General features: G+C 34.1%; 31 protein-coding genes. 6 read left to right on the top strand and 25 right to left on the bottom strand.

Going from position 1 to position 25,475, the window contains the following annotated elements; genetic code table 11:
- From H9Q20_RS02260 to H9Q20_RS02245, 4 genes are read right to left on the bottom strand one after another with little or no spacing between them, the layout of a single operon-like run.
- A complete protein-coding gene (locus H9Q20_RS02260; RefSeq protein ID WP_124642216.1) occupies positions 1–768 on the bottom strand; it encodes a TIGR02757 family protein in 768 nt (255 codons plus the stop codon).
- 4 nt (positions 769–772) lie between these two features.
- Entirely contained in the window at positions 773–1,687 is a 915-nt protein-coding gene (locus tag H9Q20_RS02255; RefSeq protein ID WP_124642218.1) for a ribonuclease Z, read from the bottom strand.
- A gap of 16 nt (positions 1,688–1,703) precedes the next feature.
- A complete protein-coding gene (gene rdgB / locus H9Q20_RS02250; protein WP_187478196.1) occupies positions 1,704–2,276 on the bottom strand; it encodes an RdgB/HAM1 family non-canonical purine NTP pyrophosphatase in 573 nt (190 codons plus the stop codon).
- Between the two features lie 2 nt (positions 2,277–2,278).
- Positions 2,279–3,139, bottom strand: a complete 861-nt coding sequence (locus tag H9Q20_RS02245; RefSeq protein WP_187478195.1) for a CPBP family intramembrane glutamic endopeptidase — start codon at positions 3,137–3,139, stop codon at positions 2,279–2,281.
- A gap of 144 nt (positions 3,140–3,283) precedes the next feature.
- Here H9Q20_RS02245 and H9Q20_RS02240 point away from each other — a divergent pair, with 144 nt between their 5' ends.
- Positions 3,284–4,873: a peptide chain release factor 3 gene (locus H9Q20_RS02240; protein WP_124642224.1), complete on the top strand. Its 1,590-nt coding sequence runs from the start codon at positions 3,284–3,286 to the stop codon at positions 4,871–4,873.
- Between the two features lie 158 nt (positions 4,874–5,031).
- Positions 5,032–5,826, top strand: coding sequence for a thymidylate synthase (locus H9Q20_RS02235; protein WP_187478194.1), 795 nt, complete (start codon positions 5,032–5,034; stop codon positions 5,824–5,826).
- A 225-nt stretch (positions 5,827–6,051) separates the two neighbouring features.
- Here the strand turns inward: H9Q20_RS02235 and rplS are convergent, their stop codons facing one another.
- From rplS to H9Q20_RS02215, 4 genes are all read right to left on the bottom strand, one after another.
- Positions 6,052–6,405 carry a 50S ribosomal protein L19 gene (rplS, locus tag H9Q20_RS02230; RefSeq protein ID WP_124642229.1) on the bottom strand — a complete coding sequence of 118 codons (354 nt, stop codon included), beginning with the start codon at positions 6,403–6,405 and terminating at the stop codon, positions 6,052–6,054.
- A gap of 109 nt (positions 6,406–6,514) precedes the next feature.
- Complete coding sequence (locus H9Q20_RS02225; RefSeq protein WP_241154762.1) at positions 6,515–7,072, bottom strand: 3'-5' exonuclease; 558 nt, start codon at positions 7,070–7,072, stop codon at positions 6,515–6,517.
- A 7-nt stretch (positions 7,073–7,079) separates the two neighbouring features.
- Positions 7,080–8,048, bottom strand: coding sequence for a glycosyltransferase family 2 protein (locus H9Q20_RS02220; RefSeq protein WP_187478193.1), 969 nt, complete (start codon positions 8,046–8,048; stop codon positions 7,080–7,082).
- Positions 8,049–8,061: 13 nt separating this feature from the next.
- A complete protein-coding gene (locus H9Q20_RS02215) occupies positions 8,062–8,943 on the bottom strand; it encodes a lysophospholipid acyltransferase family protein (protein ID WP_164472027.1) in 882 nt (293 codons plus the stop codon).
- Positions 8,944–9,036: 93 nt separating this feature from the next.
- Between H9Q20_RS02215 and H9Q20_RS02210 the strand changes: the two genes are divergently transcribed.
- Positions 9,037–9,588 (top strand): thioredoxin family protein, encoded by a 552-nt coding sequence (locus H9Q20_RS02210; protein ID WP_187478192.1) that lies wholly within the window; start codon positions 9,037–9,039, stop codon positions 9,586–9,588.
- A 522-nt stretch (positions 9,589–10,110) separates the two neighbouring features.
- Here H9Q20_RS02210 and H9Q20_RS02205 read toward each other — a convergent pair.
- The 3 genes from H9Q20_RS02205 to H9Q20_RS02195 form a co-directional block, all read right to left on the bottom strand.
- On the bottom strand, positions 10,111–10,521 hold the full coding sequence (locus tag H9Q20_RS02205; protein ID WP_124642235.1) for a hypothetical protein: 411 nt from the start codon (positions 10,519–10,521) through the stop codon (positions 10,111–10,113).
- A gap of 166 nt (positions 10,522–10,687) precedes the next feature.
- Positions 10,688–11,086 carry a hypothetical protein gene (locus H9Q20_RS02200; protein WP_187478191.1) on the bottom strand — a complete coding sequence of 133 codons (399 nt, stop codon included), beginning with the start codon at positions 11,084–11,086 and terminating at the stop codon, positions 10,688–10,690.
- Positions 11,079–11,492 carry a hypothetical protein gene (locus tag H9Q20_RS02195; RefSeq protein ID WP_187478185.1) on the bottom strand — a complete coding sequence of 138 codons (414 nt, stop codon included), beginning with the start codon at positions 11,490–11,492 and terminating at the stop codon, positions 11,079–11,081. The genes H9Q20_RS02200 and H9Q20_RS02195 overlap by 8 nt, the downstream gene beginning before the upstream one ends.
- 100 nt (positions 11,493–11,592) lie before the next feature.
- Between H9Q20_RS02195 and H9Q20_RS02190 the strand changes: the two genes are divergently transcribed.
- Positions 11,593–11,859: a transposase gene (locus H9Q20_RS02190; RefSeq protein WP_187477476.1), complete on the top strand. Its 267-nt coding sequence runs from the start codon at positions 11,593–11,595 to the stop codon at positions 11,857–11,859.
- A gap of 20 nt (positions 11,860–11,879) precedes the next feature.
- Positions 11,880–12,779, top strand: a complete 900-nt coding sequence (locus H9Q20_RS02185) for an IS3 family transposase (RefSeq protein WP_187478576.1) — start codon at positions 11,880–11,882, stop codon at positions 12,777–12,779.
- Here the strand turns inward: H9Q20_RS02185 and H9Q20_RS02180 are convergent.
- From H9Q20_RS02180 to H9Q20_RS02155, 6 genes are all read right to left on the bottom strand, one after another.
- Positions 12,760–13,263, bottom strand: a complete 504-nt coding sequence (locus H9Q20_RS02180; protein WP_187478190.1) for a hypothetical protein — start codon at positions 13,261–13,263, stop codon at positions 12,760–12,762. The two genes, H9Q20_RS02185 and H9Q20_RS02180, sit on opposite strands and share 20 nt — an antisense overlap.
- Before the next feature lie 17 nt (positions 13,264–13,280).
- Complete coding sequence (locus H9Q20_RS02175; RefSeq protein ID WP_262385562.1) at positions 13,281–14,234, bottom strand: hypothetical protein; 954 nt, start codon at positions 14,232–14,234, stop codon at positions 13,281–13,283.
- A gap of 205 nt (positions 14,235–14,439) precedes the next feature.
- The gene (locus H9Q20_RS02170) at positions 14,440–15,075 is read right to left on the bottom strand and encodes a DUF1493 family protein (RefSeq protein ID WP_187478189.1); all 636 of its coding nucleotides are present in this window, start codon (positions 15,073–15,075) and stop codon (positions 14,440–14,442) included.
- Positions 15,076–15,085: 10 nt separating this feature from the next.
- A complete protein-coding gene (locus H9Q20_RS02165) occupies positions 15,086–15,652 on the bottom strand; it encodes a hypothetical protein (RefSeq protein ID WP_187478624.1) in 567 nt (188 codons plus the stop codon).
- Positions 15,653–15,725: 73 nt separating this feature from the next.
- Positions 15,726–16,094 carry a hypothetical protein gene (locus H9Q20_RS02160; RefSeq protein WP_187478188.1) on the bottom strand — a complete coding sequence of 123 codons (369 nt, stop codon included), beginning with the start codon at positions 16,092–16,094 and terminating at the stop codon, positions 15,726–15,728.
- Positions 16,095–16,096: 2 nt separating this feature from the next.
- Positions 16,097–16,630 carry a hypothetical protein gene (locus tag H9Q20_RS02155; protein WP_187478187.1) on the bottom strand — a complete coding sequence of 178 codons (534 nt, stop codon included), beginning with the start codon at positions 16,628–16,630 and terminating at the stop codon, positions 16,097–16,099.
- Here H9Q20_RS02155 and H9Q20_RS02150 point away from each other — a divergent pair.
- Positions 16,625–16,939: a hypothetical protein gene (locus H9Q20_RS02150; protein ID WP_187478186.1), complete on the top strand. Its 315-nt coding sequence runs from the start codon at positions 16,625–16,627 to the stop codon at positions 16,937–16,939. The two genes, H9Q20_RS02155 and H9Q20_RS02150, sit on opposite strands and share 6 nt — an antisense overlap.
- A gap of 220 nt (positions 16,940–17,159) precedes the next feature.
- Here H9Q20_RS02150 and H9Q20_RS02145 read toward each other — a convergent pair whose 3' ends face one another.
- The 8 genes from H9Q20_RS02145 to H9Q20_RS02110 form a co-directional block, all read right to left on the bottom strand.
- Positions 17,160–17,567 carry a hypothetical protein gene (locus H9Q20_RS02145; protein WP_124642237.1) on the bottom strand — a complete coding sequence of 136 codons (408 nt, stop codon included), beginning with the start codon at positions 17,565–17,567 and terminating at the stop codon, positions 17,160–17,162.
- A gap of 752 nt (positions 17,568–18,319) precedes the next feature.
- Positions 18,320–18,733, bottom strand: coding sequence for a hypothetical protein (locus tag H9Q20_RS02140; RefSeq protein WP_187478185.1), 414 nt, complete (start codon positions 18,731–18,733; stop codon positions 18,320–18,322).
- Positions 18,734–19,240: a hypothetical protein gene (locus H9Q20_RS02135; RefSeq protein WP_187478184.1), complete on the bottom strand. Its 507-nt coding sequence runs from the start codon at positions 19,238–19,240 to the stop codon at positions 18,734–18,736.
- Positions 19,241–19,257: 17 nt separating this feature from the next.
- Positions 19,258–19,512 carry a hypothetical protein gene (locus H9Q20_RS02130; protein ID WP_187478183.1) on the bottom strand — a complete coding sequence of 85 codons (255 nt, stop codon included), beginning with the start codon at positions 19,510–19,512 and terminating at the stop codon, positions 19,258–19,260.
- Positions 19,513–19,933: 421 nt separating this feature from the next.
- Positions 19,934–20,338, bottom strand: coding sequence for a hypothetical protein (locus tag H9Q20_RS02125; protein WP_187478182.1), 405 nt, complete (start codon positions 20,336–20,338; stop codon positions 19,934–19,936).
- 27 nt (positions 20,339–20,365) lie between these two features.
- The gene (locus H9Q20_RS02120) at positions 20,366–21,178 is read right to left on the bottom strand and encodes a hypothetical protein (RefSeq protein WP_187478181.1); all 813 of its coding nucleotides are present in this window, start codon (positions 21,176–21,178) and stop codon (positions 20,366–20,368) included.
- Between the two features lie 113 nt (positions 21,179–21,291).
- On the bottom strand, positions 21,292–21,729 hold the full coding sequence (locus H9Q20_RS02115) for a hypothetical protein (RefSeq protein WP_187478180.1): 438 nt from the start codon (positions 21,727–21,729) through the stop codon (positions 21,292–21,294).
- A complete protein-coding gene (locus H9Q20_RS02110) occupies positions 21,726–25,457 on the bottom strand; it encodes a DUF6443 domain-containing protein (RefSeq protein ID WP_187478179.1) in 3,732 nt (1,243 codons plus the stop codon). The genes H9Q20_RS02115 and H9Q20_RS02110 overlap by 4 nt, the downstream gene beginning before the upstream one ends.
- Positions 25,458–25,475: the final 18 nt, after the last annotated feature.

Raw genomic sequence — 25,475 nt, 5'->3', positions numbered from 1 at the left:
TTATAATTCCCCAGTAACTCCCAAACCAAATAAGGCAAAATCGTATTTTGCAGGATCTTTTGGATCAAGGATTCTTAGAGTTTTGTCCAGTTCTTCCACGGTTTTCCAGTCGTTTTGTTTTCTATGGACTAGGTTTAGTCTTCGGGAGATGTTTCCGGTGTGCACATCGAGTGGGATGGATAGAACCGATGGCGAAATGCTTTTCCAAATACCAAAATCAACTCCTTTTTTGTCTTGCCTTACCATCCACCTCAGGAACATCATCAGCCTTTTTGCAGATGAATTTTTATACGGTGATGCAATGTGTTTTTGGGATCGATGCAAAAGATTGTCACCTAAAAATGAGACTCTAAACCTTTCGATGCTGTGGTAGCAATTGCTTTCGTTATCATTTAACAGAAACAAAGTTTCCAAGCTGTTGTTTTCTTGATAAATTCTTTTCAAATTCCACAGAAACGATTGGAAGTCTTCGGCTGAAAAAGTCCGGTGAATGGCTTTGTCCGACAGGTTTTTCAAATCTTTTTTGGTGAAATTCATTACAAAATCATAGGGCGAGTTTCCCATGAAATTCAACATTTTATGTGCGTCGTTGATGATGGATTTTCTATTGCCCCAAGCGATGATGGATGCAAGAAATCCTGCAATTTCTATATCTTGTTTTTCTGTGAAAAGATGCGGAATTTGTATTGGATCGTTTTCGATAAAATCGGGACGGTTGTAAAGATTTTCTTTTTCGTCTAAGAAAATTTTTAGTTCTTCTAATTTCATCAAATTAAAATTTGAATTCCTCTAAAATTTTTGGAACTACTGAATTTTCAAATACCGTTTGGGCTTCAGCTTTGAAAACGGAAGTGTCCAAATATCGGTTGGAAAAGTGTCCTAAAATCAGTTTGCCAACTTCAGCTTTTTTTGCAATCGTAGCGGCTTCCAAAGCTGTGGAGTGTCCGGTATAATCGGCCATTTCTTTTAGATCGTGTAAGAAAGTGGCTTCGTGGTACAAGACATCAACACCTTTGATGGTAGGGATTATTTTTTCTGAATATCGGGTATCGCTGCAAAAAGCATACGAAACCGAAGGGCTGGGTTCTGTTGTAAGGCTTTCGTTTTTCAGTACAAAACCATCGCTCAGTACAAAATCTTTTCCTCTTTTGAGGTTGTGGTAGTCGCAGGTTTCAATTTCCGGATATTTTGAAATTTCTACCATGTTCAGGTGTCTTTCCTTTGGTTTTTCCTTGAAAAGATAGCCGTTGCAATAGATTCTGTGATCGAGCGGAATGGTAAAAACCTCAATTCTTTGGTCTTCAAAAATTTTTTCTGAGTTTTTTGAGCTCAATTCATGGTACACCAATTCAAAGCCTTTGTTGGTTTCTGAAAGTCTGAAAATGGTTTCCAACATTTCTTTTATACCTTTCGGTCCATAAATGTGCAAAGGCGTTTCCCTGCCCAATAATCTAAATGAAGAAATAAGCCCCGGCAGACCAAAACAATGATCTCCGTGCAAGTGGGAGATAAAGATGTTGTTGATCTTGGAGAACTTGGCTTTTGCCTTTCTCAGTTGTACTTGGGTTCCCTCGCCACAATCGATCAGAAAGTGTCGCTCTTCCATTTCCAAAATTTGTGCTGTTGGCGAAGAATTAACGGTCGGAATGGCCGAATTGAAACCCAATATTGTAAGTTTAGTACTCAAAATTTGTAATGTTTTTTTATTCAGCTATGACTTTTAAAAATTTGTCAAAAGCTTTTTTTCTGTGGCTAATTTTATTTTTTTCTTCGGGTTGCATTTCTGCAAAAGTGATTTCATGACCTTCCGGAACGAAAATCGGATCGTATCCAAAACCTTGATGCCCCTTATTTTCAGTCAGGATATTTCCATGAACTGTACCTTCAAAAAATTGTGCTCCGTTTTCATCAAAAAGACATAAAACGGTGATGAAATACGCTTTTCTATTCTCCACATTTTCCATTTCGCCCAAAACTTTGGATATGTTTTTTTCAAAATTGTGATTTCCGGCATAACGAGCTGAAAAAATACCAGGTCTTCCGTCTAGGGCTTCTATTACCAGTCCAGAATCGTCACCAATAGAAGGAATTCCGGTTTTCTCAAAACAGTATTGCGCTTTGATCTGGGCATTGGCTTCAAAAGTTAATCCGTCTTCGATAATTTCATCGTGAAGGTCAAAATCTGAAAGACTTTTCACCAAGAAATCTTTTCCTAAAATTTGTTGAATTTCTTCTTTTTTATGAAGATTATGAGTGGCAACTAAAAGGTTTTTCATGTTTATTTTGATAGAAAATTAGTAGTGTTCGAATTTGTTTTTTGATAAAAATAATAGGCAGAAATGGATAAGACCACTGCACCTATCGCTAAAATGATAAAGTCTGAAGTATGAAGAGCAGCGGAAAAACTTTCTGTTTTCAGATTTGAAATCATAATGGACGCAATCCTGTTGTTGAATGCGTGAAGCATAATGGGCAAGAGCAGAGATTCTGTTCTTTCATAAATCCACCCCAGAATAATTCCCAAGAAAAAAGCACCTACGGCTTGCCAAGGATAACCGTGAATGGCTCCAAATATAAGAGCCGAAATGAGTATGGCATTTTTGGGATTAACACCCTTATTCAGCATTCCTTTCAAGATAATTCCTCGGAATAATAATTCTTCTAAAATGGGTGCAAAAACGACCGTCATCATGACCATACTTATGGTTGATGTAGAGATGCTTTCCATTTGCTCGGAGAAACTTTCGTACCATGAACCAAACCAAGGTCCGGAAATTGGGATCAAAGAAACGATGAATTCCGAGACCAACATCATCCCGATCATCATCGCTAAAGCCAAAATAGAAACGATAAAATTTGAACCTTTCAACGGTAAGGGAAAGGAAAATCCTTTGGGTTTTAATAAAGTGAAATAGAATACAACCAGAGGGAAACCCATGGTAAAAAGATAGGCAATGGGCATAAACCAAGAAGATTTTAGTACATTTTCATCGCTCGCACTTCCAAGGATTAATGCCAAGATGCCGGTTGCTATTTGACCAAAGATAAAGCCTCCCGCCAAAACGGATATTTCTGACCAACCCATTTTGAAAGGTGGGATTGCATTTGGATGTTGGACGGTGTTTTCGTTTGAAATCATGGAGTAAATTAAAAATATACGCAAAGATAATTTTTTGAAAGTCAAAAAACTAAAAAAAAGCAAAATTCTAACCGCTTCAATATTTTCACATCTCGTTAAAAATCACGATTTTTGCAAACAATTTTATATACAAAATTTCAAATAATGTCTTTACTACAAGAAATTGCCAAGAGAAAAACCTTCGGAATTATTTCCCACCCCGATGCCGGAAAAACTACCTTAACGGAAAAATTACTCCTTTTTGGGGGAGCAATTCAGGAAGCGGGTGCAGTTAAATCCAATAAAATAAAGAAAGGAGCGACTTCCGACTTTATGGAAATCGAAAGACAAAGAGGGATTTCTGTTGCGACTTCGGTATTGGCATTTGAGTATAAGGATCATAAAATTAATATTTTAGATACTCCTGGACATAAGGATTTTGCTGAGGACACTTACAGAACTTTAACAGCGGTTGATTCTGTTATTGTGGTGATTGATGTTGCCAAAGGGGTTGAGGAGCAAACTGAAAAATTGGTACAGGTTTGTCGTATGAGAAACATCCCAATGCTGGTCTTCATCAACAAATTGGATAGGGAAGGAAAAGATGCCTTTGATCTTTTGGATGAGGTGGAGCAAAAATTGGGACTTACCGTTTGCCCTCTTTCGTTACCTATTGGTATGGGAGCCGATTTCCAAGGGATCTACAACATATGGGAGAAAAATATTGAATTTTTCTTGGAAGAAAAAAAACAAAAAATTGGTGAATCCATTAGGATAACTGATGTTGCCGATGCCCAAGTTGATGAAATGATTGGGGAAAAAGCGGCACAAACCCTAAGAGACGAATTGGAATTGGTGGAATCTGTCTATCCAGAATTCAACCGAGACGATTATATGAAAGGCGATTTGCAACCGGTATTTTTCGGTTCGGCATTGCATAATTTCGGAGTTAGAGAATTGTTGGATGCCTTTATCGACATTGCTCCGATGCCTCAACCTAAAGAAACGGAAGAAAGAATTGTAAAGCCAGAAGAAAAGAATTTTACAGGTTTTGTATTTAAAATTCACGCCAATATGGATCCCAAGCACAGAGACCGTTTGGCTTTTGTGAAGATTGTTTCCGGAACTTTTAAAAAGAACGAAAACTACCTTTTGGTACGAGAAGGAAAGAAGATGAAATTCTCTTCGCCCAATGCATTTTTTGCAGATAAAAAAGAAGTGGTGGACGAGTCCTTCCCTGGAGATATCGTTGGGCTTCATGATACAGGAAATTTCAGAATTGGCGATACTTTGACGGCTGGAGAAAAAATTCAGTTCAAAGGAATTCCGAGCTTCTCACCGGAACATTTCCGTTACATTAACAATACCGATCCTTTGAAAGCGAAGCAATTGGCAAAAGGAATCGACCAGTTGATGGACGAAGGAGTCGCACAGCTGTTTACTTTAGAAATGAACGGTAGAAAAATTATTGGTACCGTAGGAGCTTTGCAGTACGAAGTAATCCAATACCGATTGGAACACGAATACGGCGCTAAATGCAGCTACGAAACCCTTTCAATGCACAAAGCGTGTTGGGTAGAAGCCGATGAGAGATCTGAAGAATTCCGAGAATTTGCTCGATTGAAACAAAGATTTTTAGCTAGAGATAAGTACAACCAATTGGTTTTCTTGGCCGATTCTTCTTTTACCATTCACATGACTCAGGAAAAATTCCCAAATGTGAAGCTTCATTTTATCAGTGAATACAAAAATTAAGAACCTGTTTAAATTTTATATCTATACAAAAAGGCAGATAAGAAAGATTAGAAATAGCCGAATTATAATTTCGGTAAAATTTTAAACGAGCTCTTAATTTTAGTTTCAAAATTTTATTAATTTTAGAATCTTTAATTTTTTCATCTTAAAAAAAAGCCATGCAGAATTATCTTGATTTATTACAACATATTTTGGACAACGGTTCCGACAAAACGGACAGAACGGGTACTGGTACTAGAAGTGTTTTTGGGTATCAGCTTCGTTATGATTTGTCCAAAGGTTTTCCGTTGGTAACGACCAAAAAAGTGCATCTTAAATCGATAATTTACGAATTGTTATGGTTTTTGAAAGGTGATACCAATATCCAATATCTGAAAGATCATGGAGTGAGTATTTGGGACGAATGGGCTGATGAAAACGGAGATTTGGGACCGGTTTATGGTGCGCAATGGAGAAGTTGGTTGGGTGCAGATGGAAAAGTTGTGGATCAGATTACTGAAGTTATCGACCAAATTAAAAAAAATCCGGACTCCAGAAGATTGATCGTCTCTGCTTGGAATGTTGCTGAGTTGCCCAAAATGGCGCTGGCACCTTGTCATGCCTTTTTTCAGTTTTATGTGAACGATGGTAAATTGTCTTTGCAGCTTTACCAAAGATCTGCAGATGTATTTCTTGGTGTCCCGTTTAACATTGCAAGCTATGCATTGTTACAAATGATGGTGGCACAAGTTTGTGGACTAGAATTGGGAGATTTTGTACATTCCTTCGGCGATGTTCATATATATAACAATCATTTCGAACAAGTAAAAAGACAACTTTCTAGAGAAACGAGAGAGTTGCCAACCATGAAATTGAATCCAAATATTAAATCCATTTTTGATTTTGATTATGATGATTTTACTTTGGAAAATTACAATCCACATCCAGGAATTAAAGCGCCCGTAGCAATTTAATAGGAGCAACAGTAATAAAAAAATAAAGCCGGCATTTATTTACCGGCTTTATTAGTCATCATCTTGTGTTTTGAAGAAAATAGAAAGTATGTGTCAAATGTATAAGCTTTTTAATCTTCGCAAAAGAGGAAAATCACCCTAAATTAAATATTGTTTAACTTTTTATTTGAAGCATAAAAAAAACCGTCAAAAATTTGACGGTCCATTTTTTCTTCTGGGGAAAGATTACTTTTTGTAAGGAACATCCTTAATTCTAGCTTTCTTACCTCTAAGAGCTCTAAAGTAGTAGATTCTTGCTCTTCTAACTTTACCTCTTCTGTCCACTTCAATTTTTTGTAAAGCAGGTAGGTTGATCGGGAATACTCTTTCTACACCAACATCACCACTCATTTTTCTGATGGTAAAAGTTTTAGTAGCTCCGGTACCTCTCAACTGGATTACAGTTCCTTTGAAGAACTGAGTTCTTGTTTTGTTACCTTCTTTAATTTCGTAATACACAGTAATTGTGTCTCCTGCTTTGAATGCAGGGAATTCTTTTTTCGCAATGTACTTATCTTGTACATACTTTAATAAATCCATTTTTATATAATATAAAATGTTAAAGTCAAACAACATTCACGGCTTTCGTCAGAGGTTGGATAACAGTCGGCAAAATTAATATTTTTTTGTAAATAAACAAGTAAATTAATTACAAAATTTTAATGTTGTTTTTAAAACACGAGTGGATGTCTTCATTGTTTCTAAGCAACATTTGCTGAAAGCCCAATAGAGAAATTTTAGCACAAACTTCGGCATCATCGCCTGCTCTGTGATGTTTGAAGTCAATTTGATGAACTTGTGCAAGGTTGCCCAAACCATAACTCTTGAGTCCAAGCCAAGATTTTTTTGCAATTTGTAAAGAACAAAGATAATTGATGCTGGGCTTAGGAATGTTGTAATAATCCAGACAAGCTCGAAGTACACCGGCATCAAAACTCGCATTGTGTGCGATCAGCATGTGGTTGCCAATAAGATTTTGTACTTCTGCCCAAATGCCTTCAAAGGTTTCTGAATTTTCCACATCGTCCGGAGATATTCCGTGTACTGCAATGTTGTGTCGGTTGAAGTAGGGGAAACTGGGTGGTTTTATTAACCAAGATTTCGACAATACAATGCTTCCATTTTCCACCAAAGAAATTCCGATTTCACAAGCCGAATTTCTTTCATGGGTAGCCGTTTCAAAATCTATTGCACAAAAATTAATCATTTGGTTTTTATTTTAAAAAATGCTTGAAAATTAAGTATTTATTGTTGTAGAATTTCTTTTTTTGTGATTTTTGCCTAAGTTTCCAAGTTTGTAAAGCTTGGCCGTAGAATGCGAAATGTGCTCGTACCACAGCCCAAAGATGTGAAAATCCCATTTGCTTCCAAAAATGCAATCCTGCAAGACCGTCCAGGCAAAGTCGTATAAAAATGATGAAAAACACCTGTGGGAAAGGTAAGTTTTTAAGCATCATGCTCAGATTGTTTCTGAAGTTGAGGTAGGTTTTTTGTGGTGATTGTTTGTTAAGCGTCCCACCGCCTACATGGTAAACCTCAGATTTGTAAGTATAAAAAATTTTTCTCCCCGAATTGATAAGTCTCCAACAAAGATCAATTTCTTCTTGATGGGCAAAAAAGCGGGCGTCAAATCCTTTTTGATCCCAAAAATCTTTAGACCGTATGAATAAAGCACAACCTGAGGCCCAGAAGATTTCCGTTTCGTCATCAAATTGCCCAAGGTCTTTTTCCAAGTGGTCAAAAACACGACCGCGACAGTAGGGATATCCCAAATTGTCGATTAATCCTCCGGCAGCTCCTGCAAATTCGAAATGGTCTCTATTGTGATACGATTTTATTTTTGGCTGTACAGCAGCGATGTTTTGGTCTTTGTCGAAAAGAGCGATAACAGGATCAATCCAATTTTCCGTAACTTCTACATCTGAGTTGAGCAAGCAATAAAACTCGTTATTTATTTTCTTTAAACCTTCGTTGTAGCCTCCTGCAAATCCGTAGTTTTTGTTGTTTACGATGATCTTTATTTCAGGATAATTTTGTTTGATGAAATCCAAACTGTCATCCGTAGAAGCATTGTCTATGATGTAGATGTCGGAGTTTTTAGAATGCTCTACCACAGTGGGTAGAAATTTCTCCAACCACGATTTTCCGTTCCAATTCAGGATAACAACAGCAAGTCTTTTCAAATTTTTTAAGGATTTAGTTTAGATTTTCCATTCTTTTGATGGCGTGTTGGTATTTCCATTTTCTATGGCTCCACAGGTAATTGTCCGGATTTTTTCTAATGGTTGCTTCTAACATTCTGTGGAATTTATTGACCACTTCAAATTCTTTAAATTTTTCGCCATCCGGGAAAATTCGATAATAATTGACTTGATAATAGCCTCGCTTCACCTTTTTCATATCACAATAGATAAAGTGATAATCCATTCGGGTTGCCAATTTGTCGTAACCGATAAAAGCAGGAGTCCTTTGGTTCAGGAAATTCACGCCATAATCGACCATATCCACATGCGGACTGGGATCGGCAACAAACATGTAGACCGAATTGCCGTCGTTGGTGTTTCTAAAAATGTGTTTTAGTACATCGTTGGCTTCAATCGCTTGGTTTCCGTAGTTTCCACGGATTTTTTTTATCTGATCTTCCCAAAAAGAATTGTTCACTTTTCTGTAAACAGCATAGGTGTTTTTTTGAGGTAAAATTGTAGATAAAGCATTGAACCACTCCCAGTTGAATACATGACCTGTAAGTAAAATGATATTTTTCCCTTCGGATTTTGCTTGATGAAAAACCTCTTGGTTGATGTGCTGAACTCGAACTCTAAGTTCATTTGAAGAAATGGTAAAGGATTTCACCGTTTCTACAAGATAATCGGTGAAATTTCTAAAAAAAGCTTTACTAACGGATTTTAGTTCTTGGTCTGACTTTTCAGGAAAAGAGTTTTTCAAGTTGTTGTACACCACTTTTTTACGATAACCTACCAAATAATAATTGGTGTAAAATAGAAAGTCCGAAAAAAAATAATGAATTTTTAACGGCAATCTGGAGATCAGTAAAACAATTTGGAACAATAATTTCATATGCAATTGCAAATTTAAAGAATTATCCATCATACCAAAGTTTAAATTCTTTTTAAATTGTACTTTTGGTCTTGTTAAAAAAAATAAAAAATTATGAAAAATACTGTTTTAAAATTAGCTGTTCTTTCTTTCGTCATGCTAGGCTTGTCGGTTCAGGCTCAGAAAAAGAAAGATGAAAAAAAAGTAGAATTGTCGGTTGCCGAGAAAAAGAAAGCTCTAGAAGCTGAAAAAGCGAGGTTGATAAAACCGTATAATCCCAAAGAAAATGCAGAGGTTGAATTGTCGAAATTGATAGAAAAAGCTCAAGCTGAAAATAAGAATATCATCGTGCAAGCCGGGGGTAACTGGTGCATTTGGTGTCTGCGCTTTAACCAATTTGTTCAAGATACTCCAGAGTTAAAATCATTTGTGGATAAGCATTTCTTGTACTATCACCTCAACTGGTCTCCGGATAATAAAAATGAAGCACTATTCGAAAAGTACGGTAATCCAGGAGAAAAATACGGATATCCTGTATTTATTATTCTGAATAAAAACGGAGAAATGATCCATGTACAAGAGAGTTCTGGTTTCGAGGAAGGCAAAGGATACAGTGTGGATAAAGTGAAAGAATTTTTCGAAAAATGGGCAGATGCATCCAAGTGAAATTTTGAATTGCACTTGGATCAATCCCGTCCTAAATAGAAGAAATAAGAAGGTATTTAAGTAACTCTAATTATCTTAGAGGTTGTAAAACAAAAAAAACCTACTTATGGATTCAAAAATAACATTATTGACTTATCCTTTTAATTAATAATTGATTTGTAATAATGTTGAGCACCAGTCTTTTAAACAAGTAATTGATGCCTTTTTTTACAAGTATTTATCGATTTTTTTACTTTAAACAAGTTCAATAATAAAACACTAAAAACAACTATCAATTTTTCAACTACTGATGTTTTTCCTAAACTAATATGTCCATAAATTAGAACTCTTAAAAAAGCAAAAATATTTAATAAAAATGTAATTACTAACATTACTATTATATATATACCATTTTCTCCACTCTCACCAAAGTATTAATATTGTACGTTGGCTCCAAGTCAATAAATGTATCTGAAAAATTTTTTAATTTTTTTCATATTTTAAAAAGGATTTATATTTAAAGCTGCGAACTTTGATACAATATCATTGGTTTGCAAGGTTCAATATAAAGACAAAAGAAACTGCAGAAAACAGCCATAATATGAAAAATATAATAGTATGGAATATCCTTTTCTTTTTACTTATGTTTAAAAATTCTGGATTATTTTTTATTGGAATATGTTTAGTTTTCTTTCTTACAACATAATATATTGTAAATCCGATAATTAAAAATGATAATTTAAAAATATTTTTAAAATTATAACCGGAAACATCTGTGAAACTTTCGTTATCAAAGAGTAGTACCCTAATTACAGAAAATAAAAAAAATATTATGGACATTATAAAAATGGCGATAACATACACCCCATTATCTCCGCTCTCCCCAAAAATCCTGTAATTCTGATGTGCAAATATCCAATAAATATATCTAAATACTTTTTTAATTTTTTCCATGTGTAAATTAAAATTTAATTAATGTTGCATTATTTCCTAAACTATTATCGATTTCCTCAGCTATCATATCATTTAGACCCTTCCCATCATTAAAAAATGCAACCCCAATATCTGCGCCCATCCAAATCCAGCCAACAGGCCCCGCATATGCGGATACAACATTTAATCATTTAAAAAATCTTGCACTTGAAAGTATCAATATAAAAAGAGCAACACTACATATTACAATGAAAATTGCCAAAATAAAAAACAGTATTCTTTTCCATTGAGGGGTTACCTTATAAAGACTTTCCAATTCTTGCATAGAAAAAATTGTCAAAATATACCTTTTTATTAATCTTCTGGTAACCAAAAACTCAAAGGGAACAGCTATGACCATAAAAAACAATACACTTTTGAAACCAAGTAATGCATATATAAGTAATATAATTCCGTAAACAACAAATGAAATATTGGAAGTAGTAATATTAAGTAAAGACTCCTTTAAATCTGCACCTTTAAATTGTCCTATCTTCTGTCCACAGTAATTAATGAATAGCCACTGTTTTATTATTGATTTAATCATAGATATGTGTATTTATACCACCAAATTGAGCATCTAGTTTATCTCCAATATCAAAAGTATAATCTAAAACACCATATGCTAAAACAAATGGTGCAGTAACAGGAAAAGCTAAACCTACTGTTAAAAGACCAAGATTTACAGCTGTAGAAGTTTTTACATTTCCATCGTCTAACAAATAAAACAAAACATTATTCTTTATCTCCGCGAATATCATTTCAAAATATATCTTATACCATAAGAAAAATATTGTGAATAACATTAAAAGTTCAAAATATATTAACCATATATATTGCTTTTTTTCTATTATTCTGGTTCCTGTTACAAACAGGAAAGGCAAAAATAATACACAAATCCCCAAGATAAGTATCAGAGGTGCTTTATTAACTTTTTTAAATTTTAATTTCATTTAATTTGCACTATCTTTTTTTTCAAAAGTATTATAATACCATTGTAGTCTTCCCCAAAAACAGAAACGAATATAAATATAGTTTTTAACTTTGGGAAATATGAAACAGAGCAAATTTACAGAGGTTCAGATTGTGAAGATCTTATCTGAACAAAATCAAGGAAAAACGGTAAACGAGATTTGCCGAGATTACGGTATCAGCCAACCTACTTTTTACAAATGGAAAAGTAAATACGGTGGTATGGATACGCACCAACTGGCACAACTCAAAGAGTTTGAGAAACAGCTGTCACAATATAAAAAAATTGTCGCAGAACTAACTTTGGAGAACACTGTTTTAAAAGATGTTATAGAAAAAAAGCTTTAACGCCTTCCGAAAAGCGAGAAATGGTAGTATATGCCAAAGAAACCCACAAGATAAGCATAAGGAAGGCATGCGGTTGTTTCGGGCTGAGTTATTCGGTTATGTACTATAAAAAGAGGATAGATTCTCAAGATGATCTCATCCGTGAAGAACTTCGGTTATTGGCCGAACAAGAACATACTTGGGGATTTTGGACAATGCGTTATCGCTTGAAAAACATGGGGTTTTGGTGGAATCATAAACGGATTTACAGAATCTACACTTCGATGAATCTAAATTTAAGAAGCAAGAGAAAGAAAAGGCTACCTGCAAGAGTGAAAGAACCGCTTCTGCGTCCGATTTATCCAAATGTAACATGGAGTATGGATTTTATGCATGACACTTTGGAAAACGGCAATAGCGTGAGAAGTTTGAACATTATAGATGATTTTAACAGAGAAATTTTACAAATAAGTATTGATACGAGTTTACCTTCTGCAAAAGTAATTACCAAGCTGGAAGAACTCATCGAATGGCGAGGGAAACCGGACAAAATACGAGTGGATAACGGACCGGAATTTATTTCAGAAAAATTAAAAACTTGGTGTCAATATCACGAAATTGAGTTGCATTTTATCCAACCGGGAAAACCTACTCAAAACTCTCTTATTGAGCGGTTTAATAGAACATTTAGAACAGAGTTTTTGGATGTATATTTGTTTGAAAGCGTGAAACAAATGAGAAATTACGCAGAAATATGGATGTGGAAATACAACAACGAAAGACCACACAGTGCATTGCAATATCTCACACCGAGGGATTTTTTATTGAAATATGGAAAAATCAGCCACACCAATCCAGCAGATTTTCCCACATTTCAACAAAATTATTCAACACCAACAACAGAAATATTAAATAAAATCTCTACTTTTGAGTGTTACTAAGAATGGGAAGATTACACCATAACCGGATATCTCCTTCTAATGATTTTGGTTTTTCATTAGGATTAAAAGGCTTTTTACCTCCATTTTCAATTTGTTCTTTGGTATATCCCTGTTCTTCAAATATTTTATTTCTGCTTTTATTCGCAAAATATACAAACATTGTATATATAATTACTACGAGAAAAATAAAATAAAAATAACCTTTTTTAGATTCTTTAAAATTATATTCTAAATAATGTTTCTTTCGTATGTATAAATAAATGGGCATAAATATTACGGCCATTATCAATATGATTTGAATTTTGGAAAGCTTAATAATTTCAGAATCATAATAAACGAATAAAATAATATCAATAATGTAAAACAAAAAACAAGCTAAAATGGTTAATATCATCGAAATTGAAATAGGGAAAATATCTTCATTTCCAACTCTTTTTTGAAAAGTATATATGTGAAATATGATGTAATTGAAAAATCTTTTCATTTATATTCTATTTTAAATTAAGGTTTATCAAACCATTGATAGCCATTATATTCCGAAATTGCTTTTGCCCCAAAATATACAAGTGAAAAACCAGCACCTACAGGTCCCATAAAACCTATAATTGTTACGGCCGTGTCCACACCAAATTCTAATCCAGAAATTTGCCCTGAGGAATATTGATAAGCACTTACCGCTACACCAACTCCCGCCAAAACATTTCCTGCAACTTTCAATCCACTTGCAAACTTTTCTACTTTGGAAGTCCCAAGCATAGATCCTGCAACATTAGTCCTAAAAGCTGGCTTTGCATATTCATTTAAAACAGTAAAACTAACTGATGATTTTGTTTCTAATGCTTTTGTGAGATATGATCCAGTTTTTGCTATTGCTTGATCTAGACCAAGAGAGCCAAGACCATAATATTTATTATTAATGATTGCATCAATAGTTCCATTACTTGGTAGTGTTCCATTCCATGCATTAGTCACAAAATTATTAAAATGGTTTTGCATCTGGCTTCCCCAAGTAGAACTGTTTCCTGTGAGAACAACTTCAGGGATATTGATGTAACCATCTAGAAGTGTGTTGAGGCTTAAATAACTTCCGTCATATCCTAGAGCTATATGATCATTACTTTCAAAACCATATCCCGTATTGGTCCATGTTCCTGCACCAAGACCTAACATTGTACTGAGCAGTGCAGAACTGTTTCCAGATGTTCCGCTACTTCCTCCACCGCCACCATTGGCTGCGACATATTGTACAAAAGCACTAAACTGGGCACCACTCGCAAAATTATGCCAATCTCCAAAATTTATTCCGTCTACATACTCCCATCCGGAATAAATATTGGGCATAGAGTCTTTAAGGCTTTGTATTTGCGAGGTATATCTTCCATCGGGATCAATCATCATGATGGGATTATTAACCACATACGCATAGGGACTAAAGCTATGGTACTTTTCTGCCAACTGATCTATGCCAAACCATCTTCCCAGCTCGGGTTGGTAGTTTCGCCAGCCGTAATTTCTATTTTAAAGAACTTCTATTGTAGCAAGAGCAAGGTTATCTCACTCTCGTTTTTATATATTGAATTTTTAATTTGTATTGAAAATCAATCAATTAAATTTTTAAAATTAAATATCACTAAATTTGGAACATTACCTTGAGACATTATTACTTTTTATGGGCTACCATATAATCATACAATTCTTGGATTGTTAATTCTTGTTTTATTTCTATGGGTTTGCCTAATAGAGTTTTAAAAATGGTTGAAAAACTAAACAAACTAAAGCCTTCTCCACAAAAGTAATTATTAAAATTAAAACTTTCAAAGGACACATTGAAGCTCTTTTGTAAATTTATTAATAATTCAACAGCATCATCTCCGTCTATTCCCAAGTCTGTCAGTAATGTATTTTGTGGTGAAATTTCATCCTCTTCATATATTTCTTTTTTTATGAAAGAAATCAAATTTTCTAATGTTAGCTCCATAAAATTACTTTTATGCTTTAACATATAGTTGTATAGCTCCCGAACTGTTAGTTCTTCTATTTTTCTTTGTTTTGGCTCATTAATTAGATATTTTTTAATAGACAGACGACGTAACTCCCATTCTTCTAAAAAATGTTTTTTAAAATCAAAATCTTTAAAAGATACATTAAACTCATTTTCTAGGTAATGTAATAAATTAACTGCATTATCCCCATCTATATTTAGGTCTTCCATTAATCTGTCCTTTGACAAAATTTCTTTCTCTTCGCGTATTTCTTTTTTAATAAAAAAAACTAAGTTTTCTAACGTCAGCTCCATAAATCAACTATTAAAAATCATAATATATAGTCTCTCCAAAATCCGAACCGTAGCTATATCCGATAGCTCCGCCAATAACACCGCCAACGACTCCGCCAATCAATGTTCCTGCTCCAGGGAATAAAGAACCAATAGTAGTACCTAATTCTGCTCCCATTTGTGCTCCAACATAAGCGCCTGCCCAACCTCCTGCTTCTTTTGATACAGCTAAAGCCGTATTATCTGCCGTTGCTACATTATAAATAGACATTCCCGCTGAAATTGCTACAACACCACGACCAAGATTAGATGTTGCTCTCCCTGCAAAAGCCCCCCAAGTTCTTGAATTAGGTCGTTTAAATCCTTTAGTAAATAACAATCTTTGATAAGGTTTAGGAACTTTATTGTTTGCCCAGCTTGTGTTTCTAAAATATTGTGATGCTATAGATGTTCCTGGAGTCGCTCCGCCAAATTTCCCCCTAGTTCCCAAAATATTATCTCCCACATAATTAAGTCCATAACCAGTTCCGTAAGCACTACCATGAAAAACATTACCAAAATCAACACTATTCCCATGTTTAGAATTCCACTCATTCATAAAAGCATTAAAATGATCTTGCAATTGTTGTCCCCAACCTTTTAATGCGTATCCAACGAAAAGAACTTAAATGTCAAATATTTATCGCATATAAAAGAGAAAAAAATAATATGCCCCAAGCTAAATACAATAAAATTGTATGAAAGATTCTTTTACTTTCAGAAATATTTTTGAAATCCTCATTGTCCTTGATGGGTACTCCTTTAAACAACTTACCAATGATATAATATATTATTAAGGTTACAAAAACAATAATAAATTTTAAACTAGTTGTTACTTCATATGTACCATCATATAAAAGAAAAAAAAATGTTGCCAAAGAAAAAATAAAAATATTGGTTAATAAAAAAATCCCATTTTCTCCACTTTCTCTAAAATATTTGTATTGAACCTTAGCTCCTAACCAATATATATACTTGAAAAATTTACTTATTTTGTACATAATTAATAATTTAAAATTGTAGTTCCTCCAGTTGATGCATCAATTTCTTCAGCTATCATATCGTTTAGCCCTTTACCATCATTAAAAAATGCAATACCAATATCTGCACCGATCCATATCCAACCAATAGGACCCGATGCTGCTGCTACAGCGTTGATACCCAATTTTGCTACTTCTCCATAAGTTACTTTTCTATCGGATGCTATTTCCACAATATCTAATGCAGTTCCAATAACTCCCGCTTTTTTTGCTATTTTTCCTAATGATCCTGAAAATGCTTTTGCAGAAGCAGCAGATATTCTTTTTCCTTGTACTCCTCTTAAAAATTTACCATTAGCTTGCTTTGCTAGTTCACTCATCCTATGGTAATTTCCTTTAGCATCTAACCAACCGTATTTACTATAGCTTGCTGCTGCCATACCACTATGTACAAAATCAGTAGAGTTGGCTGCTAGTTTTGCAGTATTCCATAATCTATCAGCAGCATAATCCCATCCGTATTTATCATTCCCATACTTAGAATTCCAATCATGCATAAAAGCATTAAAATGATCTTGCAATTGTTGTCCCCAACCTTTTCCTCTAACAATAACTTCAGGTATATCGATAGTGTTGAGACCATCATTACCGCTTCCAAAATTTCCGCCATTATAACCGAAACTACCAGATGCAGCACCAGAACCAACACCAGAACCAACACCAGAACCACCTCCAAATCCGCCGCCACCGCCACCATTGGCTGCGACATATTGTACAAAAGCACTAAACTGGGCACCACTCGCAAAATTATGCCAATCTCCAAAATTTATTCCGTCTACATACTCCCATCCGGAATAATGATCTAGGCCCCTATAAATCGGACTATTTTCTTTTGTGAGACAAACCTACCATCGGGGTCTATAAGCATAATGGTATTATAATCCATAGTCTAAAAATTTACATACACAAAATTAACAAAAAAACCACGCCCAAAAAGCGTGGTTAAATTTTTATATCTCTTGTCTTATTTTCGAACGAAAATAGGGGAGGTTTAATATTCGGTGACTCCCTGTAGCATCAATAAAATCAATATTTATTCAAAATACCTAAAATTAAAAGAATAAGCAACGGAAATAATAAAAGTGAAAAAATTAACCAACCTCGTTTTTTTTTAATTTCACTTAATTCTTGTTTCCATTTGTTTTCAAGATTTTTTTTAACTTTTGTTGAATAAATTTCATCGTTAATAAAAGTTAGCACTAAAAATATCAACCCCCAACCTAACGATATGTTTTTTGAGTTGCCTACCATTTCAGATTTATTATATAAAATTTTAATAAATAATATTATTATAACGGCTAATGATGTGGATTGAAACATACTTAATCCTATTGCAGCTGTAATGCCAGTATCTTTATCCCATTTATAATAAAATTTATAAATACGATAATACATATAATCAAATAAATTCTTAATTTTTCTAATAATTACCATCTTCCTAAAATTGTATTATCAATACCTGCTCCAATTCTATCTGTCAATGTAGTACCTGTAGTTAAGCCAACTGTCAAATCTATTGCGCCATATACCCATCCATATGGGGTAAAAGTTGTTACCAATCCTATTCCAACTTTAACAACATCACCTGCTGTTAGCCCATTTTTATCAGTTGCACCTTCAATCCCGTCCTAAATAGAAGAAATAAGAAGGTATTTAAGTAACTCTAATTATCTTAGAGGTTGTAAAACAAAAAACCTTCTTATGGATTCAAAAATAACATTATTGACTTATCCTTTTAATTAATAATTGATTTGTAAAAATTGTACGATTTTTTGGGGGCAGCATAAACATTTAATCATTTAAAAAATCTTGCACTTGAAAGTATCAATATAAAAAGAGCAACACTACATATTACAATGAAAATTGCCAAAATAAAAAACAGTATTCTTTTCCATTGAGGAGTTACCTTATAAAGACTTTCCAGTTCTTGCGTAGAAAAAATTGTCAAAATATACTTTTTTATTAATCGTCTGGTAACCAAAAACTCAAAGGGAACAGCTATGACCATAAAAAACAATACACTTTTGAAACCAAGTAATGCATATATAAGTAATATAATTCCATAAACAAGATACGAAATATTGGAAGTAGTAATATTAAGTAACGACTCCTTTAAATCTGCACCTTTAAATTGTCCTATCTTCTGTCCACAGTAATTAATGAATAGCCACTGTTTTATTATTGATTTAATCATAGATATGTGTATTTATACCACCAAATTGAGCATCTAGTTTATCTCCAATATCAAAAGTATAATCTAAAACACCATATGCTAAAACAAATGGTGCAGTAACAGGAAAAGCTAAACCTACTGTTAAAAGACCAAGATTTACAGCTGTAGAAGTTTTTACATTTCCATCGTCTAACAAATAAAACAAAACATTATTCTTTATCTCCGCGAATATCATTTCAAAATATATCTTATACCATAAGAAAAATATTGTGAATAACATTAAAAGTTCAAAATATATTAACCATATATATTGCTTTTTTTCTATTATTCTGGTTCCTGTTACAAACAGGAAAGGCAAAAATAATACACAAATCCCCAAGATAAGTATCAGAGGTGCTTTATTAACTTTTTTAAATTTTAATTTCATTTAATTTGCACTATCTTTTTTTTCAAAAGTATTATAATACCATAACCGGATATCTCCTTCTAATGATTTTGGTTTTTCATTAGGATTAAAAGGCTTTTTACCTCCATTTTCAATTTGTTCTTTGGTATATCCCTGTTCTTCAAATATTTTATTTCTGCTTTTATTCGCAAAATATACAAACATTGTATATATAATTACTACGAGAAAAATAAAATAAAAATAACCTTTTTTAGATTCTTTAAAATTATATTCTAAATAATGTTTCTTTCGTATGTATAAATAAATGGGCATAAATATTACGGCCATTATCAATATGATTTGAATTTTGGAAAGCTTAATAATTTCAGAATCATAATAAACGAATAAAATAATATCAATAATGTAAAACAAAAAACAAGCTAAAATGGTTAATATCATCGAAATTGAAATAGGGAAAATATCTTCATTTCCAACTCTTTTTTGAAAAGTATATATGTGAAATATGATGTAATTGAAAAATCTTTTCATTTATATTCTATTTTAAATTAAGGTTTATCAAACCATTGATAGCCATTATATTCCGAAATTGCTTTTGCCCCAAAATATACAAGTGAAAAACCAGCACCTACAGGTCCCATAAAACCTATAATTGTTACGGCCGTGTCCACACCAAATTCTAATCCAGAAATTTGCCCTGAGGAATATTGATAAGCACTTACCGCTACACCAACTCCCGCCAAAACATTTCCTGCAACTTTCAATCCACTTGCAAACTTTTCTACTTTGGAAGTCCCAAGCATAGATCCTGCAACATTAGTCCTAAAAGCTGGCTTTGCATATTCATTTAAAACAGTAAAACTAACTGATGATTTTGTTTCTAATGCTTTTGTGAGATATGATCCAGTTTTTGCTATTGCTTAATCTAGACCAAGAGAGCCAAGACCATAATATTTATTATTAATGATTGCATCAATAGTTCCATTACTTGGTAGTGTTCCATTCCATGCATTAGTCACAAAATTATTAAAATGGTTTTGCATCTGGCTTCCCCAAGTAGAACTTTTCCCTGTAAGGTATAAAGTAGGAAGGTAAATATATTTTTCTCCCCCGTAGGTATAAGAAAATCCACCTGTTCCATAGGAGTTGGTGTTAAACGTTGCGCTTCCAGCAGTAAAACCACCACCAAAACCAATAATAGAAACGACTAGGAATTAGTATTTTTTATTTTTTTAAAAAATTTTCAATTTCCTTAACAACTTTAGGTTTAACAAGTAACATATAAAATTTCGGAAGAAAAATAATATTTTCCTCTTTGTTTTCAATTTTATAATGTATTTGATAAAAAGGGGGAAAAAGATAAATACTAATTGAAGTGATATAATTAAATTTTATTATTTTATCATCAACCACTAAACTATCTCCATCTTTTAGAACAGTTTTTAGCTTTCTACCCACCATTAACCAACCTAAAATAAAAGGAATTGAGATTAAAAAAAATGGATATAAAAATTCTTTATTTAATTTAAAAATAAAAAATATTAACAAAATCAACCCCCAATACACTAATAATCCTCTAATTATTAACACCTTATTTAAATATGTTAATTTACTTGATACTTTTTCCATATCTCATATAATTTTTCTTAATAATATTTACCAATTATCATAATTAAACCAATTATCTGTTTTAAAATTAAGACCTATTTTAAATCCTCCTTCCCCTCCAAGTCCTAATCCTACTGACAAATTAGGATTCCATCCTACAAAGATATTATTTCTAGTAATGTCTGCAGTAAATGTTGCTGCTCCAATAGATATTTGATTAGCTTCACTATAGACATCATAAGTCCATTTAATTCCAACACCATAAGCTATACCCGCAGTATATTTTGTTGTTTTATCAGTCTTTACACCACCTGAGATTGTAACCGAATCTTCATGATATGCACCTATAGAAAATCCAAGACCATTTTTAAGCATAAGATCCGCATAGGTGCCATGTCTTAATGCTCCCGAAGCTTCTGCATAGAAATGTTCTCCCATCCATTTGTCAAATGATCTTGCCCATTCAGGATCTTGCCATTTCCCCTGTTGGTTTTTAGAAGTCCCAAAATCTGAATTACTCACAAACTTTCTATGCCAAGTCCCTAAATCCATACCTCCTGGTATGCTACCGCCACCAGTCCACCAGTTATAATAAAAACCACCATTTGCATAACTTACATTACCTCCTGCATGATGAAAACCTCCAGAAAAATTAACATAACTGCCTACCAAACTTCCACTGCCTCCAATAGAATTATAGGTTCCGACAGGATTCATAGAACTATAACTTCCTGTCCAATGATTGGTAGCGACAAAACCTCCACCATCACCTCCTGTACTTCCTCCTGCATCAATAGCCTTCCAATGGGAGTTGGTTCCCCACGGTGTAGCATTCCACATATCCTTAAACCAGTCCGGCATATCAGATAACCAATCCTCATTTGCTCTTCCATCTGGTTAAATTTTATCCCTCTTGTCATATTTTCGAACGAAAAAAAGGGAGGTTAAATATTCGGTGTTGTATTAAGGAATGACTACTTATCTTTTATAAACTCATACTTCTGCATTTCGTCAGGATCACCATCCCATATAAAAAGATGCCAAGGAGGATTGTTCCCTTTAATACCTTTTCCTGAAATATAAAATAAAATTTCCCCTTTTATTCCCTCAGGTAAACTATACTCTATTATAATTCCAGAATCTAAATTATCAATAATACCACTTTCCGCATTTTCTGTAAACTGCCAAGTTCCTCCCACATCTAATTTTCTATTTTTATTTTTTGGAAAGCTACTGATTTTATAGTAATCAATACCTTTCAAGAGGCAGGTTCCATTTTCATTTAGTTCAATATAGGAATTATCAGAAGATTTCCAAATACCAATAATGTCATTTCTTTTAGGCTGAGAGCCACCACAATTATATAACATATGTAATGCTATTAATAATACGTAATTTAATTTTGTTTTCATTTTAAATACAACACTTCTGTCCAGTGAAACGATTGGGTGGTTTTAGAGCCCCAACCTGTTTTAAATTGTTCATTAATATATTGCCCTACTGTTTGTTGCCAAATAGGAAGATAACCAAGAACGGGAGGGCGAGATGCTGACTGCATTGTAGAGGAATTTTCAACACTAAACGATACAACCACAGTATTATTATAAGCCGCTGCTGTATACTCTAAATTATAAGACCCTAAATAGGTTACCGCTAAGTTTCCTGTTAATCCGCCTGTTAATAACGTTGAATAATCTTTAAGATAAAGCCCAACTCCCTTAATTCCTCCTAGTTTATACGAATTTGAACCCTCTAAATGACTTTGTCCTGATGATATTTTAGATAGTATAATATCTCTGGTGTTTTGTACATGACTATGCTGTCTTAACATTTCTGTCATTAAATCTCCATTTGTAAAGTCTCTATGTCTGGGACCTTCACCTGAAAGCCACTCTACCCCTAATTGCCAAGGAGTTATTTCTTTATTTGAAGGAAAACTCACAAACTTTCTATGCCAAGTCCCCAAATCCATTCCTCCTGGTATGCTACCGCCACCAGTCCACCAGTTGTAATAAAAACCACCATTTGCATAACTTACATTACCTCCTGCATGATGAAAACCTCCAGAAAAATTAACATAACTGCCTACCAAACTTCCACTGCCTCCAATAGAATTATAGGTTCCGCCAGGATTCATAGAGCTATAACTTCCTGTCCAATGATTGGTAGCAACAAAACCTCCGCCACCACCACCAGAACTTCCTCCAGCATCAAGACTTTGTGTTACCGCCTGCCAATGGGAGTTAGTTCCCCATGGTGTTGCATTCCACATATCCTGAAACCATTGTGGCATTTCGGATAACCAATCCTCATTTGCTCTTCCATCGGGATCAAACATATTTATGGGATTATTGGCTACATAGGCATAAGGACTGGTCGTGTGATACTGCTCTGCCAACTGATCTATGCCAAACCATCTTCCCAGCTCGGGTTGGTAGTTACGCCAGCCGTAATCTAGCATGCCGTTTTCCTGCAATTCTTTTCCATTATACTTATGGGTATACGATGGGTTGCCTGTATTCCCCGTGTTGTACCCATCGTGCTTCAGCCCAAAAGGATAATAGTTGTTTTCTTCTAGCACTACCGCTGCTCCGCTGCTGTTTTTGGTATAGCTTAGTCTTACATTTCCTAGGTGGTCTTTGTAATTGTAAATATACTTGGCGTTTTTAAAATCATAGTATCCTTCTGCATTGGGATAAAACTGTAATGTAGTAGTACTGGATACGGTTTCATAAACAAATCCGTCCAAATAATCGATGGTTTTGCTTCCTACCACTTTTTTTATCTTTGTGCCATCTGCTCTATATTGGTAGGAAACATTTTGTCCGTTATTGGTAGTTATTGCCATTGGAAGATTCAGGAAATTATAGGTAATTCCTGTAACACCTTTGTCCAAATTAGAAGTTTGGTTTCCGTTGTTATCGTATCCAAAGGTGGCTCCTGTACCTGCGCCAAGAAGGTATCCACTAAGGGCATTTCCTGCACCAGATTCTGTAATAGAAGTAAGGGTATTATCGTCTGCCGAGTAATTATAGGTAAGGTCATCCATTACCACTGGTGTAGAGACTTCCCATTTCCCGGTTCTATTAAGCTTGGATATATTCCCGTTCTCGTCATATTCTAAATATTCGGAATATTCTCTGCTGTATGGGTTATTAGGATCCTGATAAAAACCTGCTCTTAATCTATTGAGTTCATCATATACAAAACCGTAACGCCTTAGTTTTCCATCACTTTGTGAGCCCGCTGTTTTCCAATCGATTTCGGTAATGTTACCGTTGTAATTAGGTTTAACTTTTTGTGTACTGTATGTTGAATTAGGGGTTTCTGCTCCATCTCTTTGGTTATATTTTATTTTGTACGCAAAGAGCTTATTGCCAAGATTAGTAATGTTATTTGCGTTAATCCCCGTCATCCAGCCACGAATATTGTAGGTATAATCTATGCTCTGTAGATTATTTCCTACTTTCTTGTTGGTTAATTGTCCTAAATCATTATACATATAATCCGATAAAAGTTCTTCGGCTACAACGCCACCACTTCCATTGTTTAGAATTTGCTGAAAGTGCTGTAGCAGCATATTTTTACTATTGTAAACAAATCGGTCTTTTATCTTTAGTTCTACGCTGCTTGTTAGTCTTTTATGATAGGTATAAAATTCTAATGTAGTTCCTACGAAATCTAACACAGACTCCGTTTTGGTATATCCACCAAGAGCATTTACAGAATGGGTGCCCATCACACGTCCTTTGGTATCATACCATATATGTGCTGTTGTCCAATTATTGGTGTCTGTATTTTTTATTAGACTTACTGTGGGTAATCCTTTTGTACTTCTGCTAGAGGTATAGCCATTGGAAGTAATGGAAGTAGCCGTTGCGTTTAGTGTTGTTACTCCTTGTACTGTGGTAGGTTTTGCTACTGAACCTGTTGGATAATCATCATAATAATGTACCATTTGTACCGTAAGTCCGGAGTTGGGAAACGCAGTATTGGTATAATAAATGTTTTGCCCGTTCAATGCCAAAGCCGTTGTTGTGCGGTTTTCATTATTTTGGGAGTTAGTAGCCGATAGTACTGCTTGTTGCAATGTCGTTCTCGACTGTGTACTACTAAATAATCCCGTATATGCTATTCTGTCAAACACATCATACTTCACAAAAGACCATTGCGTTCCATTCTGATTAGCATCTTGTGAAAGTACAGGTCTCCCTTGATTGTCATAAATTAAATACTCCCAATTTTTTTTGCTTGGCATGCGTTTTTCTACCAGTCGATTATATTTATCATATCGATATTGATAGCATAATTTATCAATTTTTGAAGATAGCTCTGCTATTGTATTAAACTTTGCTGCTTTAGGAGGTATAACCAAAACAAGATTATCAAATTCGTCATAAACATAATAGGTGTCTATGTATTCTATACTACCATTGTCTTTTTTATTTATTTTACGAACAAGAACTGGTTTTCCATCAGAAGTAGCGAAGACTTGGGTTTCTTTGTTATCCTCATCTTTTACTATTTTTTTGTGGAGTGTATTTTGGTTGTAAAAGCCATTTGTGGTGTAATTGTCATTTGGAGCAAAATCTATGGAAACATCATTCATTTGTTTGGTTGTATTCCATGTAGTAGTTGCTTTTAATCTTTTAACTTCATTAGATGAATTAAATTTATATTCATACTTTACCGTATTTGAGGTATTTATTGCCCAATCCGTACCAGGATTAGCAACTTTCAAAACTCTTCCAAGTGGAGATTTCTCTAACAATACCTCTGAATAGGCATTTGATACCCCATAATACGTATTTACAGCAGTAGAATCCACAGTACTTTGGTATGCTCCTGATAGTGTATTTACAGCTATAGGGAGATACGATTTTTGTTGTTTCCCATTCTTGTAATTTATGGGAACTACAATATCTTTCCCAGAAACAGAATTTTTGATTGATACGGTTTGCTTTGCCCTTCCCAATCCATCAAAGTAGTTTACCTCTTCAACTTGTTTTGCAGAAGGAGTTTCGTTGGTTACTGCTTCTAAGTAGGTTCGAGTATAGGTATAGTTTTCGGTTGTTGTTAATGTTTGTGAATGAACTAAAGCACAAAAAAACAGACTATATAATAATATTATTTTTTTCATAGTATATAATTGCAATAG

Source organism: Amniculibacterium sp. G2-70, from assembly GCF_014353055.1.
GTDB lineage: Bacteria > Bacteroidota > Bacteroidia > Flavobacteriales > Weeksellaceae > Amniculibacterium > Amniculibacterium aquaticum.
This window is presented reverse-complemented; position numbering and strand designations above follow the sequence as displayed.

Excerpts from the sequence above, each read along its gene's own strand:
- H9Q20_RS02260 (WP_124642216.1), bottom strand. The coding sequence starts at position 768 with ATGAAATTAGAAGAACTAAAAATTTTCTTAGACGAAAAAGAAAATCTT.
- rdgB (WP_187478196.1), bottom strand. The coding sequence starts at position 2,276 with ATGAAAAACCTTTTAGTTGCCACTCATAATCTTCATAAAAAAGAAGAA.
- H9Q20_RS02245 (WP_187478195.1), bottom strand. The coding sequence starts at position 3,139 with ATGATTTCAAACGAAAACACCGTCCAACATCCAAATGCAATCCCACCT.
- H9Q20_RS02240 (WP_124642224.1), top strand. The coding sequence starts at position 3,284 with ATGTCTTTACTACAAGAAATTGCCAAGAGAAAAACCTTCGGAATTATT.
- H9Q20_RS02235 (WP_187478194.1), top strand. The coding sequence starts at position 5,032 with ATGCAGAATTATCTTGATTTATTACAACATATTTTGGACAACGGTTCC.
- rplS (WP_124642229.1), bottom strand. The coding sequence starts at position 6,405 with ATGGATTTATTAAAGTATGTACAAGATAAGTACATTGCGAAAAAAGAA.
- H9Q20_RS02225 (WP_241154762.1), bottom strand. The coding sequence starts at position 7,072 with ATGATTAATTTTTGTGCAATAGATTTTGAAACGGCTACCCATGAAAGA.
- H9Q20_RS02215 (WP_164472027.1), bottom strand. The coding sequence starts at position 8,943 with ATGAAATTATTGTTCCAAATTGTTTTACTGATCTCCAGATTGCCGTTA.
- H9Q20_RS02210 (WP_187478192.1), top strand. The coding sequence starts at position 9,037 with ATGAAAAATACTGTTTTAAAATTAGCTGTTCTTTCTTTCGTCATGCTA.
- H9Q20_RS02205 (WP_124642235.1), bottom strand. The coding sequence starts at position 10,521 with ATGGAAAAAATTAAAAAAGTATTTAGATATATTTATTGGATATTTGCA.
- H9Q20_RS02200 (WP_187478191.1), bottom strand. The coding sequence starts at position 11,086 with ATGATTAAATCAATAATAAAACAGTGGCTATTCATTAATTACTGTGGA.
- H9Q20_RS02195 (WP_187478185.1), bottom strand. The coding sequence starts at position 11,492 with ATGAAATTAAAATTTAAAAAAGTTAATAAAGCACCTCTGATACTTATC.
- H9Q20_RS02190 (WP_187477476.1), top strand. The coding sequence starts at position 11,593 with ATGAAACAGAGCAAATTTACAGAGGTTCAGATTGTGAAGATCTTATCT.
- H9Q20_RS02185 (WP_187478576.1), top strand. The coding sequence starts at position 11,880 with ATGGTAGTATATGCCAAAGAAACCCACAAGATAAGCATAAGGAAGGCA.
- H9Q20_RS02180 (WP_187478190.1), bottom strand. The coding sequence starts at position 13,263 with ATGAAAAGATTTTTCAATTACATCATATTTCACATATATACTTTTCAA.
- H9Q20_RS02170 (WP_187478189.1), bottom strand. The coding sequence starts at position 15,075 with ATGGAGCTGACGTTAGAAAACTTAGTTTTTTTTATTAAAAAAGAAATA.
- H9Q20_RS02165 (WP_187478624.1), bottom strand. The coding sequence starts at position 15,652 with ATGAATGAGTGGAATTCTAAACATGGGAATAGTGTTGATTTTGGTAAT.
- H9Q20_RS02160 (WP_187478188.1), bottom strand. The coding sequence starts at position 16,094 with ATGTACAAAATAAGTAAATTTTTCAAGTATATATATTGGTTAGGAGCT.
- H9Q20_RS02150 (WP_187478186.1), top strand. The coding sequence starts at position 16,625 with ATGCATAAAAGCATTAAAATGATCTTGCAATTGTTGTCCCCAACCTTT.
- H9Q20_RS02155 (WP_187478187.1), bottom strand. The coding sequence starts at position 16,630 with ATGCATGATTGGAATTCTAAGTATGGGAATGATAAATACGGATGGGAT.
- H9Q20_RS02145 (WP_124642237.1), bottom strand. The coding sequence starts at position 17,567 with ATGGTAATTATTAGAAAAATTAAGAATTTATTTGATTATATGTATTAT.
- H9Q20_RS02140 (WP_187478185.1), bottom strand. The coding sequence starts at position 18,733 with ATGAAATTAAAATTTAAAAAAGTTAATAAAGCACCTCTGATACTTATC.
- H9Q20_RS02135 (WP_187478184.1), bottom strand. The coding sequence starts at position 19,240 with ATGAAAAGATTTTTCAATTACATCATATTTCACATATATACTTTTCAA.
- H9Q20_RS02130 (WP_187478183.1), bottom strand. The coding sequence starts at position 19,512 with ATGCTTGGGACTTCCAAAGTAGAAAAGTTTGCAAGTGGATTGAAAGTT.
- H9Q20_RS02125 (WP_187478182.1), bottom strand. The coding sequence starts at position 20,338 with ATGGAAAAAGTATCAAGTAAATTAACATATTTAAATAAGGTGTTAATA.
- H9Q20_RS02120 (WP_187478181.1), bottom strand. The coding sequence starts at position 21,178 with ATGCCGGACTGGTTTAAGGATATGTGGAATGCTACACCGTGGGGAACC.
- H9Q20_RS02115 (WP_187478180.1), bottom strand. The coding sequence starts at position 21,729 with ATGAAAACAAAATTAAATTACGTATTATTAATAGCATTACATATGTTA.
- H9Q20_RS02110 (WP_187478179.1), bottom strand. The coding sequence starts at position 25,457 with ATGAAAAAAATAATATTATTATATAGTCTGTTTTTTTGTGCTTTAGTT.